An 11,799-nucleotide genomic window follows, 5' to 3' on the forward strand; every position below is an offset into this window, starting at 1 on the left:
CGCAGGCGAGAACAAATCTAAAATCCAAAATTGAGTCACCCAACTATTTCGTTTATTCGCTCAGGACAGAAGCACAAGATTGAGCTTCCTGCCAAAGTTTGTGCAAAAAGAACTCAGCGCGATCGCTCATAGCGGTGAAAAACACACCTACAGAACCCTTAGAGCTATCTGATAGCCAAGAACCACGCAGGGTGACTTCCAGATATTCGGCATCGCAGGCACAGAGGGCAATGATTTCTCTGTCATCTCTTTTTACCTCAGCCCTGAGTACTTCTACTCCTGGCAAATCAACAGGAAGCAAAAAGGAAGCGGTACTGGGTTCAATGCATAAACTTTGCCCAACTCGCAGGGCTAAAATCACTCGCTGCGCTACCCATTCTTCTAGCGACAGAGTGACACATTCCAAATCAAAACTGCTTTCAGTGTAAGTTAATTTCAGCATTCCTTATGCTCTCCTGTTATTCCAGGTTTGCTTGCATATCTATCCAAAACTGTTCAGCAAAAGAAATCGCGGGGTGAATTGGCGCTTTTGGTTTGGTACGCAGTTGCATACCAGCTTCAAATAGGGTGCGATCGCCTTTACGGGAGTTACATCTTTCACAAGCTGCGACTACGTTATCCCAAGTGTGAGAACCGCCTTTAGAACGTGGCATCACATGATCTAGCGTTAGATGTTTGCCGCTACCGCAATATTGGCAACTGTGATGGTCTCGTCGCAACACTTCCCGCCGATTCACTGGCGGAACTTTCCACATCCGCTCATTGGAAGTGATTGTCAAGCGAATGTGTTTTGGCACATCAATTACCAAATTGGGTGAGTGAACTTGCCAACCGCCTTCTGTGGTAAAACCCAGCGGTTGCGCCTTGTTGGTTACTAACAGCACAATCGCCCGCTTAATATTGACCCGACATAGTGGCAAGTAATTTTGGGAAAACACCACCACAGATTGCTCCAACACTTGCATTGCGTTCGCGCCGCGCATGGAAGATATCGTCACAGCTTAACTCCTTATAAAAAAACCCCCGCTTCTTGTTTTGGTGAAGCGGGGGTTAGAATTGACCGGAAAATTTTCTGGTCTTATATCGGTACAGGATTCCTTTGTCTGTACCCCCCGCTTTGTTCATCTAGTTGTGGTTTTGCAATTAGTGCAATAATGCTGAGATATTTATGATCATCATTACCTTCTGTGATTTGCCCATGATTCCGGCTACCATCGCCCATAAATAAATACTCCACTTCCATAGCGGCTGATTCCCAACTGGCTCGGCAATTGGTAGCGCACAAAATTGAAGTAGAGATGGGGTAAATGGATTTCACAGAAAATTTCACCTATTGAACATTCCTTTAAACATACTACACTTGTATTACTATCCTGTCTATACCTTTAAGGAGAAAAACTGATGCATACGATCGCCCGCACCCCAACCACCGATATGGAAGTTACCAGCATCCGCCTAGAGCGGGAACTCAAAGATAAGCTCAAAGAAATCGCTGGGAATCAGGGATATCAAGCTCTAATTCGAGATATCCTTTGGAATTATGTCCAGCAAAAATCAGGTGAGTGGAAGCCTCGATTTTCGCGATCCGACATTCGAGCTAGCATAGCTGCCACAGCCCAGCAAGAAGAACGCTGTGTACTAACAGGCCAACTAATTCAACCCCAACAACCGATGTTGTTAGGACTGACAAGAAACGGCGATATGGTTCCTCTGAGTGTCGAAAGCTTGGCTGGATAGTTTTTTATATTCAAACGAATGCAGCCCAGTTATTTTTACTAATAACTGGGCTGCATTCAAAATTTAGCTATCAAGGAAGGCAGTCCCGATGAAACAAGTTTCAAAAGCCTTGAATGAAAGAGTAACTGGGGACTGGGGACTGGGGACTGGGGACTGGGGAGTAGGTACTGGGGAGACAATAGTAACTACTCACTCATCACTCAGCACTCATCACTCAGCACTCAATATTTTACTGAGAGTTACGGAGATCAATGAGTAGCTTGTTAAACCTACTAGGTTTTTAAAGAAATGTAATAAAAATTTATAAAGTGACTTACGTAATTTTACGTGATGTAAAGGGTAATTTTGCTGGAATTCCAGAGAAATTACGGTTTGTGTATACTTACGGACAGGATAAGGTTATTAAATTATTTCAAGATAGAGCAGTTAAAAATAAGCTCACTGAAGCATTTATAGGATATCTTAAATATTCTATTACTTATCTAACACTGTAGCAATTTGCTTGATACAGGGGAAATTTGACCATCTGAGATAGAAAAGGGCTATAACAGGTGAGAGAAAGTATTCACACAAAATTTGTCAATTATCAAGGTGTAGCAACACAACTAAAGGTGAAGAATATGCCAATAGGTTGGGTGCAAGAACAATGGAGTTATTATCCAAGGGCGTGCCAAGAATGAAGAAGCCTTTATCATCGCCGCCACATTACGTAGATGACATAGATCGACTACAACCTTACCAAGTCAAGTTGATGCAGCATCAGGAAGAACGTGCCCGCCAGTTGGTACAAAAAATTAACCAAATCATTGCTAATAGCTCCGCTACGGCATTGATGCTGCAAGAAATTGCCCAATTACTAGGAGTTGCTTTTCAAGTAGATTGCTGCTGCTTGGTTTCAGTGGCGGATGAAACATCAGACGAAGCAACTACTACTAATTGGTGTGCTGATGAGTATCTAGGGTTGCCACACCCAGAAGAAATGTTTTCGATGGAACAGTTACTTATGCACTCGCCAGTGTTGCAATGTGCTGCCCAACCATTGACTATTGAAGACATTTCCATCATTCAGAACAGTCTGGTAATTGGTTGTCAATATTTACCACTACCGATAAAAGCAGTTTTGGCAATCCCCACTCGGTTTGGTGGCAATAATAATGGAGTGATTAATCTGATTAAATTCCAACCTTATGAATGGAGTGAATCAGAAAAAGAATTGCTCAAAGAAGTGGAGTCAGCTTGTGCGATCGCTTTTTCTAGAGTGGCACAAGCTCAACTAATTGCTCATCAAGAGCAGTACGTGCAAAAGAGCAAGCAGCATCAAAGCTTGATCAAGCAACTGACCGTATTAAGTCGTAGCAACTTGGAGCTTAATCAAATGCTCCAGTTAGTTATCGCCTCTACTGCCGAATCTCTACAGGCAGATCGGGGTTTGCTCATATTACTGAAATATACAGATCCATTATTTAGGACTCAAGCTAAAAAACAAATTCCCAAAGCGAGAGCTACTGTGATTGGTGAATGGGCTAGCGAAGCACAAAATTCCCGCACTAGTAAACTAGACACCTTAGCTCAGTCTTTCTTGATTTCAGAGTGTGGTTTATGCCAGCGTGCCTTCATGGATTCTGGAAAACCAGTAATCTTCGATGACTATACAGACCAAAATGAAACCTTGACAGCGGCCCCATTATTTGCGATAGAGGAATTACCTGCGGTACTTTTAGTGCCATTAGAAAGTCAAGGTAAAATCTTAGGATTTTTGGTGCTACAGCAATCTGTGATTCGCAATTGGCAACCAGCAGAATTAAATCTTGTGGAAATGGTTTGCGCTCAAGTGAGTAACGCCATAATTCAGTCACAGACATTGCGCCAAGTGCAAACTTTGGTAGATGAACGGACGGCGAAACTCCAGAGTAGTCTGGAACTCCAAGCGAAACTGCATGAAAGAACAAGGCAGTATGTTGAGCAGCTACGTAAACTTAATGAACTCAAAGATGAATTTTTGAGTAACATGAGCGATCGCCTACGCTACCCCCTGACAAATATGCTGATGTCAATTCGCAACTTGCGTTTGCCAGGAATAGCACCAGAGCGTCAAGCTAGATATCTGGATATCCTTGAGCAAGAATGTTCCAAGGAAATCAACTTGATTAATGACTTGTTGACACTCCAGAAACTAGAGTCGCCTCACGAAGCCCCGCTATTACAATCTATAGATTTAAATACTAGAATCCAGGATATAGCAGCATCTTTTGAGAAAAAACTTGGCGAAAAGGGATTAAGGATTTCTGTAGATTTACCAGAAGATTCGCTAAAACTGCAAACAGAACTGGAGAGTTTTGACCGAATCTTGCAAGAATTATTAACGAATGCTTGTAAATACTCAGAGCATGATACAATGGTCCGCCTAGAAGCGGCTCACCGAGTCGATCAACAAATCGATCAAGTTATCATAAAGGTGACGAATATAGGACGTGCGATCTCTGAAGAAGAAGCAACCTATATTTTTGATAAGTTCCGTCGCGGAAAAGGGCGTTGGACTCCAGGGACAGGCTTGGGACTTGCTCTAGTCAAGTCTTTAGTGCAGCACTTGAATGGAGCGATCGCAGTTGAAAGTCTCCCCATCTCGGATTCTGAACAAAGCGAAATTTGCTTCACCCTGACTCTGCCCCAATTTTCTAATGAAAGCAAACCATAATTCTGAAAGTGACTAAAAAACAGAACACAACAGAGAACCCTGATTTGCAGTCTCCCAGTGATGACACCGACCTAGAAAGGGATTTGCTTGCTCAGGTAGAAATTCAAATTGAGAAAATAGCAGAGCGACAGCGGCAAATTAGTGCTAAAGTCCAAATTCCCCATCCAGTGGAGCAAATCTGGAAGGTTCTGACAAATTATGAAGCTTTACCAGACTTCCTCCCCAACCTCGCCAAGAGTTGCCTGATCGAGCATCCCAATGGTGGGATTCGACTGGAGCAAGTAGGCTCCCAGCGCTTACTGAATTTCAATTTTTCTGCGCGGGTAGTTCTGGATTTGGAAGAATGCTTCCCCAAAGCAATTAATTTCCGCATGGTAGAGGGAGATTTTAAAGGCTTTTCTGGTAGCTGGTGCTTAGAGCCTTATTCCTTCGGTGAGTATATAGGAACAAATCTGTCCTACACAATTCAAGTTTGGCCTAAACTCACTATGCCAGTGGGAATTATTGAAAATCGCCTGAGTAAAGATTTGCGGTTAAATCTTCTAGCTATTCACCAACGTGTAGAAAAACTAGCCAGCAAAGAACCGTATGTATAACAGTTAAACCATCATTCAGGAGTATTACTGGATGATGGTTTTCTTCCTTGAACTTTAAACAAAAAGCTTTTGCTTTTTATTGTTTTTAAGTACCCCCAGGGGAATTCGAATCCCCGTTACCTCCGTGAAAGGGAGGTGTCCTAGGCCTCTAGACGATGGGGGCATCTGACTCAGACCTTTTATAAGTTAACCAATTTCCTCGCAGTTGTCAACAGGTTTTGCCAAAAAAAGTTTGTGGCGGCTAAACTGGGTGGAGGCGAAAGCTTGAAAGAGGATACAAGGATATGGAGATACAAAAAGAAGTCCGTAGAAGCTGCTGCGGTCAGCCGCAGAGTTTGTCAGTTAACGACGCTGGCGATTTAGGAGGATATACAGATCGAAAAAACGCTAAAGACAGCAAGGAACAAAGGGTATGATGTTGTACCCTGTAGAGTTAATATCTACGGTTTTTTACAAAAGATTTTGAAATAAATCGCTCAAAATCTACAACATGGAAGCATCTTTTGAAATTACCATACAGATGGCGATCGCTGTCTTTGCAGGCATTAGCGCCCAAGTGCTAGCCGCATACCTTCGTGTACCCAGCATCGTCTTGTTATTGCTGTTGGGCATCTTGTTTGGCTCTGATGGCATCGGGCTATTGCATCCCCATTCGCTAGGCACTGGGCTAGAAGTTATTGTCGCTCTCGCAACGGCAATAATTTTGTTTGAAGGCGGACTTAACTTAGATCTACGAGAATTAGGCAGAGTTTCAGTCAGCCTGCAATTGCTGGTAACACTCGGAACGCTGATCACATTGCTTGGTGGGAGTATGGCAGCCCACTGGCTAGGGGAATTTCCCTGGAACATAGCTTTTCTCTACGCTTCCATAGTTGTGGTGACAGGCCCCACCGTCGTTGGCCCTTTACTTAAACAAATTAATGTCGATCGGCAAGTAGCAACACTTTTAGAAGGGGAAGGGGTTTTAATTGACCCTGTAGGGGCTATCCTTGCCTTCGTTGTCCTCGATACGATTTTGAACGGCGATGCTGACCCCATTAACGCGATCGTTGGTTTATTGATGCGTTTGGGTGTTGGTGCAGCAATAGGTGGTGCTGGCGGTTATCTGATGAGTTTGATTTTCAAACGCGCCAGTTTTCTGTCATTTGAGCTAAAAAACTTAGTGGTGTTGGCAATACTTTGGAGCTTGTTTACCTTATCGCAAATGATCCGCAGTGAATCGGGAGTAATGACAACAGTAGTTGCAGGAGCAGTATTTGCGAACTCCTCAGTCCCAGAAGAACGTCTTTTAAGGAGTTTTAAGGGTCAGCTAACAATTCTCAGCGTCTCGGTGCTATTTATCTTATTAGCTGCTGACCTATCCATTGCTAGTGTGTTTGCTTTGGGTTGGGGCAGTTTATTTACTGTTTTGGTACTAATGTTTGTCGTTCGCCCGATTAATATTCTCTTGTGTACCTGGAATAGCGATCTAAACTGGCGACAAAAATTATTTTTAAGCTGGGTTGCGCCAAGAGGAATTGTTGCTGCTTCCGTAGCTTCTTTTTTTGCCATTTCGCTGACACAGCGCGGCATTAACGGCGGTGATTCCATTAAAGCTCTAGTATTTCTCACAATTATCATGACTGTTGTCTGCCAAGGGCTAACAGCTGGTTGGGTTGCTAAATGGCTGCAAATCACCTCTAAAGATGCAATTGGGGCAGTAATTGTGGGTTGTAATCCCTTGAGTCTTTTGATTGCCAGGTTCTTTCAAGAACGGGGAGAAAACGTGGTCATGATTGATACTGACCCCGAATGTCTTGTGCAAGCTGAGGCGCAAAATCTCCGGGTGATTGCCAGCAGTGCCCTAGATGCTGCTGTTTTGGAAGAGGCCGGACTTGCCTCTATGGGTACTTTTTTGGCGATGACGAGTAATGGTGAGGTGAACTTTGTTTTGGCTCAACGAGCCGCAGAGGAGTTTAATCCGCCTCGTGTCTTAGCTGTTTTCCCCCGCGATCCGCAGGCGAGTACTTCGGTTAGTAATAAAGTTAATCAAGCTTTTATCCCAGACTTAGCAATTAAAACTTGGAATGAATATCTGAATGATGGGCGAGTTAAATTGGGGACAACCACGCTAAATGAGTCGGAATTTTCTACTCAATCCGATCGCATCCAAGAAAAGATTCGGACTGGGGTGTTGATACCGCTATTGATAGAACGAGAAGAACGCTTACAGGTAATGCCAGCTAACCAAAATTGGGAAATTGGCGATCGCATTATTTATCTGTTATACGACCCCAGACCTAGCCTTTTAAAACGTTTATCTGGTGCCACCCAATCCACTCCCCTCTCTTTAGAAAAGTTACCGGAGGTTGAAGACCTATCCCTCAGCCAATTTTAGATTTTAGATTTTAGATTTTTCCTTCAATCTAAAATCCAAAATTCAAAATCTAAAATTAAATGGCTTCTAACTCAACTTCCGATTCCTGCCAGAGTAAAGCAGAGAAATGGACTATGGCCAGAATTAGGGTTGCCACCGAAATTAGATAACTGTGTATTGTGTAAAGGTGTTCGACGGTAACTGTGTTAATGGCTCCACCGCCGGTTAGGATGTCGCGCAGTTGCCCACCAATGAAAGGAATAGCTTCGATGGTTCCTAATTCAATGCTAAAACGCCAGTATCCTTCCTGAGTCCAATCTAAAATCATTGCTGTCCAATCCAGACCGATCGCACTTAGGGTCAACAGAATCCCACTAATCCAAGCTGTTAGCCAACTCTGGCGAAATTGCCTACCTAAAAACATCACCACAATTTGAATTAGGGCGATCGCAATTACTGCGTTACCAGCAATGTTATGCGCTCTCCAAAACAACCAGCCGTATGGTAATTGTGTATTAATCATCTTTAAGGAGTTATAAGCCCCGCCTGCTGTCGGTTCATAGTAAAAAGACAGCAGAACTCCGCTAGAAACATAAATTAAACATAGAGTCAAAATCACGACCGATAATATCGTCGCTATTCGTCGCAAAATCTGATCGAACTGGGTGCTTTGCATAGTTCACCCCTCCTGTTCTTAACTAAGTATTTATTCTTGTTACAATTTTAGCTAAGAAATATTAATAAATGTTGCATTTATCAGAAAAAGATAAAGTTTTTTAAATCTGATATCTTGCGCCATTCTCGATGAACCAACTAGCCCGCCTCGCACTCGAAGTGCAAGGCTAATAGCCTAAGTCCACTTTAAGTGGACTAAAACCGTTAGCTATAAGCAAGAGTAATTCATTACTATGCGATTGCTGGAACTAGTGCAAGATATCAGTTAAATCAAATATTGCACCCAAGCTTTTAAGGGTTCTGCTGAACCGTACCAAATTCCAGGACTTCTCGGAGAATGCCTGACACCTTCAATCACCAGATTTTCTGCCCCTTCTAAATGAGCAGCTGCAATGGGCGTGATTCCATCTCCCCAAGTGTTACCCTGACCACAGGTTAATTGATAACTGCTGTAAGCTAACCAACTACCAGGCTGCCTTTGGCCAAAGATAGTTTTGCCAGCCACACAAATGTAACGAACGTTTTTGTGAAAGGCTCCTGGGTAGTTATTGGTGACAAAATCTAAATTGAAGCGCGTCCAACGTTCTTGGCTAATGTGAGGTGTACCCAGGGTGATGAGATTAGCAACCAGGGGATGTGCTTCCCAGAGAAATGGTTTGACAGCACCGCGTCCCAAATAGGGTTTTTCTCCCATATAAATGCGGGATATCCAACCTCCGGCTGAGTGACCAATTAAGTTAACTTGAGTAGCATTATATTGCTGCAATGTATCCTTGATTGTGCGATCAAGTTGTTGCAAAATTGGTGTTACGGGTCTTCCTCCCAGGGTGGGGAGCCAGTCACGCCGTCGCAGTGGTACTGTAACGGTGGGGAAGTTTAATTCTTGTAAAGATTGTTCTAGTTGGCGATAAGCGATCGCACTTTCTAGATATCCAGGTAAAATAACTGTTGGTAACGGCATTTTAAATTTTGGATGCAGTGATTGAGGGTTTGAACTTTTTTGCCGAAGAAGTAGTCATGATTCAAGAGCTAGAATTGCGATCGCTTGACTCACTCCTTTAATAGAAACCCAAATAGCTCTGCTGGGGTTTAGAGCGAGAATGCTCATAAAATTGTACAATCTGCAACAGTTTTAGGGGCTGCCGATGTGGTAGTATTTTCACATAGGGACTAGTCTTGGATCAGCAAGTGTGCCATCTGTTACAGGAGCGTAGTTGACTGGAAACCAGTAGAAATAACAAGGCAACATCTGCTGAAGTTGTAATTTACCCAGACTTGTGCATTTACTTAAACTTTATAAATATCCCAGATATTAATTTTAATTAGGTTTAATTGGGTGCGTCATAACAATAAGAAATCAAAAGTAGTAATTTTTCAAATATCTCTTTAGCAAGTTCAAATTTTGAAGATTATGATATAGCGTCATTGATTAATTAGAAACTTGAATAAATGGCAATTTTGGCGTTTTGATTGCCAGCAGAGGAAGTTACTATTTCCTTAGAGGAACGCATCTCTTACAAGACATTAAAATATAGTCGGAAAGAGAAAATCGCTAGTCAACTGCAACTGAGTCGAGTGAACGATAACAGCCATGTCTTACGTCTCCCTGCTGAAAAATATACCAGAAATCTTAAGCCAACCAATTGGGATAGCAGCTATAGCTTCCCTTGGCATCCACGGTGCGATCGCCATGATTGTGCCATTGATGCCTATGGAGTCTAACAAGCCCAAAGAAACAGCATCATCCAAAACAGTCGGACTTTTAGAATTGAGCCAAGCCGATCAAAATCGGTTGCCCCAAACCACGCCCCAAGTTGGTTTACAACAATTTCCTCCAGTAGCACCACTTTCGGCTCCGAACTTTAGCCCCCAAACTGGATTAACCCCATTAGCACCACCGCCATCCAGCCAATTCGTACTGCCTCCGCTACCCGCATCATCGAATAACTATTCAGTCTCATCCTTGCCTACAAGGCAATCTTTGCGGATGATTCCTAGTGATAATTTGCGATTTGACGCCTCTAAATTTGACAGTTCTAGATACAATACCGGCGCCAAATTTTCTCCATCAGTTCCTCGTGTCAATAATATTACTAGTAATAATATTGCCAGCAACAATATTGCTAGCAATTATGAGCCATCTAAGCCGCTAGCTCTAAATAGATTGCCAGAATTACAGTCACAGAAAATATCGGATGATATTCTGCGGAATCCCCAATCTCCAACATTCTCTAACACTACCCCTATTGCACCAGCACAGGGAAACATAACTTCGCCAATGACGCAACCAGTTAATAATGCGTCTAGAATTGCTCAAAACCCCCTGATAAATTCTCTAAAACAAGCTCCAAGAAATGGGGATGCTTTAATTGGGAGTAGGGGAATCACACCCCAGACACCTGATTTATCGGTGAAAGGAACTCAACAGGCGATCGCACAGCTAGAATCCTACGCAAACCTGAGAAAAGAAGTCCAGCAACAATACCCCAACGCTGAACAAAAACCAGTCATTCGCCAAACATTACCTACAGATCAGCCGAATCTTCAAGGTGCCGTTTTGGGTGTATTGGTTGTAGATCCTGATGGTAAGGTCTTAGATATCAAGTTTCAAGACAAGCTAATTTCCCCGGAATTGCAACTAAAGGCAAGAGAATACTTCAACAAGCAATCCCCCAAGGGAGATAAACAGATTAGTTCTTATCCCTTTAACCTACGTTTCCAAAACAGCACTAACAATACTACTGGCACTACTCAAGAGCAAAAACCCTCGTCATTATCTACACCAGGAATAAATAACAATCAACTTACGCCTTTACCAGCCGCTACTTCTAAACCGTTACCTGATTTGCGAATCAAAAATAACCAGCCTACGTCCTTACCGACAGGTATTCTGAAACCATTAGCTACGCCAGGAGTCAATGGCAATCAACCTGAGTTCTCACCGGCAGCTACTCCCAAACCATTATCTGAACTGAAAATCAAAAATAACCAGTCCATACCTTCATCGGCAGCTACTAATTCCGAAGCCTTATTGCTGCCAAGAATCAATAATGGTCTAGCTACACCCTCGGTTGAATCCGAGCAAAAATTAGTAGAAGTATTGCGTCAAGTCAAGGAAAACAGAGAAAAGTCTAATCCAGAGAAATAATCATCCGCTCGTGATTTTGGATTAAGAAGAAGCTAAAAGAGATGAATGATAAGAATTCTAAATTTATCATTCATCTTTAAAATATAGTTTTTAGCAATTGATGAACTAGCGATCGCTAGTTCATCATACATTCATAAATATAGTTAATTTTGGAGTTCGTTAGCTTAAACTTACTCCCATTAGTAGGGCGGGCTTTCGGACCCACCCTACAAGAACTAGACGGTATAGCTGCATTTACCAGCCTTGTTCTGCATTTTGAAAAACGTAAGCAGCTACCTCCAGAATATCCTCAGCACTTAACTTATCTTTAAAAGCAGGCATGGCATTTTTACCATTTTGTACTTGGTGGATAATCGCCTGGATTGAGTCACTATCATAATTTTCTAAGTATTTTGATAATGCTTCCTTTTTCAAAGTTTTCTGGATAATCAGGATATTACCGCCACCGATATGGCAAGAAGCGCAGTTAGCCTCAAAAATTTTAGCACCGTTGGGTGTTTCGGCAGCTAGTGCTGGACTAATGAATGTCAATTTGAATATGGCGATCGCCGACATTAAAATTAATAAAAGTATTCTCAACAGAATTTCCTCG

12 protein-coding genes and 1 tRNA gene are annotated in these 11,799 nt (G+C 42.6%); 6 read left to right on the plus strand and 7 right to left on the minus strand.

What is annotated here, in order from left to right; genetic code table 11:
* Positions 1-52 precede the first annotated feature (52 nt).
* From V7L07_RS05470 to V7L07_RS05480, 3 genes are all read right to left on the minus strand, one after another.
* Positions 53-442 carry an alr0857 family protein gene (locus tag V7L07_RS05470; protein ID WP_335055751.1) on the minus strand — a complete coding sequence of 130 codons (390 nt, stop codon included), beginning with the start codon at positions 440-442 and terminating at the stop codon, positions 53-55.
* Between the two features lie 16 nt (positions 443-458).
* Positions 459-965, minus strand: a complete 507-nt coding sequence (locus V7L07_RS05475) for an HNH endonuclease (RefSeq protein ID WP_292851445.1) — start codon at positions 963-965, stop codon at positions 459-461.
* Positions 966-1,078: 113 nt separating this feature from the next.
* Positions 1,079-1,330 carry a hypothetical protein gene (locus tag V7L07_RS05480; RefSeq protein WP_335055753.1) on the minus strand — a complete coding sequence of 84 codons (252 nt, stop codon included), beginning with the start codon at positions 1,328-1,330 and terminating at the stop codon, positions 1,079-1,081.
* Between the two features lie 71 nt (positions 1,331-1,401).
* Here V7L07_RS05480 and V7L07_RS05485 point away from each other — a divergent pair, with 71 nt between their 5' ends.
* The 4 genes from V7L07_RS05485 to V7L07_RS05500 all read left to right on the plus strand — a co-directional run bounded on the left by V7L07_RS05485 (position 1,402) and on the right by V7L07_RS05500 (position 5,028).
* Positions 1,402-1,737 carry a hypothetical protein gene (locus V7L07_RS05485; protein ID WP_096535028.1) on the plus strand — a complete coding sequence of 112 codons (336 nt, stop codon included), beginning with the start codon at positions 1,402-1,404 and terminating at the stop codon, positions 1,735-1,737.
* Positions 1,738-1,825: 88 nt separating this feature from the next.
* Complete coding sequence (locus V7L07_RS05490; RefSeq protein ID WP_335055755.1) at positions 1,826-1,996, plus strand: hypothetical protein; 171 nt, start codon at positions 1,826-1,828, stop codon at positions 1,994-1,996.
* Between the two features lie 417 nt (positions 1,997-2,413).
* Positions 2,414-4,432 (plus strand): GAF domain-containing sensor histidine kinase, encoded by a 2,019-nt coding sequence (locus V7L07_RS05495; protein WP_335055757.1) that lies wholly within the window; start codon positions 2,414-2,416, stop codon positions 4,430-4,432.
* A gap of 8 nt (positions 4,433-4,440) precedes the next feature.
* Positions 4,441-5,028: an SRPBCC family protein gene (locus V7L07_RS05500; protein WP_335055760.1), complete on the plus strand. Its 588-nt coding sequence runs from the start codon at positions 4,441-4,443 to the stop codon at positions 5,026-5,028.
* 90 nt (positions 5,029-5,118) lie between these two features.
* Here V7L07_RS05500 and V7L07_RS05505 read toward each other — a convergent pair.
* Positions 5,119-5,191, minus strand: a tRNA-Glu gene (locus V7L07_RS05505).
* Between the two features lie 327 nt (positions 5,192-5,518).
* Between V7L07_RS05505 and V7L07_RS05510 the strand changes: the two genes are divergently transcribed.
* Entirely contained in the window at positions 5,519-7,405 is a 1,887-nt protein-coding gene (locus V7L07_RS05510) for a cation:proton antiporter (protein ID WP_335055762.1), read from the plus strand.
* A 55-nt stretch (positions 7,406-7,460) separates the two neighbouring features.
* Here V7L07_RS05510 and V7L07_RS05515 read toward each other — a convergent pair whose 3' ends face one another.
* Together V7L07_RS05515 and V7L07_RS05520 are read right to left on the minus strand one after the other, a co-directional pair.
* On the minus strand, positions 7,461-8,060 hold the full coding sequence (locus V7L07_RS05515; protein ID WP_335055764.1) for a cytochrome b N-terminal domain-containing protein: 600 nt from the start codon (positions 8,058-8,060) through the stop codon (positions 7,461-7,463).
* A gap of 264 nt (positions 8,061-8,324) precedes the next feature.
* Positions 8,325-9,020 (minus strand): esterase/lipase family protein, encoded by a 696-nt coding sequence (locus tag V7L07_RS05520; protein ID WP_335055766.1) that lies wholly within the window; start codon positions 9,018-9,020, stop codon positions 8,325-8,327.
* A 630-nt stretch (positions 9,021-9,650) separates the two neighbouring features.
* Between V7L07_RS05520 and V7L07_RS05525 the strand changes: the two genes are divergently transcribed.
* Positions 9,651-11,207 (plus strand): hypothetical protein, encoded by a 1,557-nt coding sequence (locus V7L07_RS05525; RefSeq protein WP_335055768.1) that lies wholly within the window; start codon positions 9,651-9,653, stop codon positions 11,205-11,207.
* A gap of 234 nt (positions 11,208-11,441) precedes the next feature.
* On the opposite strand, the gene petJ is transcribed toward V7L07_RS05525, so the two are convergent.
* The gene (petJ, locus tag V7L07_RS05530) at positions 11,442-11,786 is read right to left on the minus strand and encodes a cytochrome c6 PetJ (RefSeq protein WP_334766280.1); all 345 of its coding nucleotides are present in this window, start codon (positions 11,784-11,786) and stop codon (positions 11,442-11,444) included.
* Positions 11,787-11,799: the final 13 nt, after the last annotated feature.

This window comes from Nostoc sp. (assembly GCF_036916985.1).
Lineage (GTDB): Bacteria > Cyanobacteriota > Cyanobacteriia > Cyanobacteriales > Nostocaceae > Nostoc.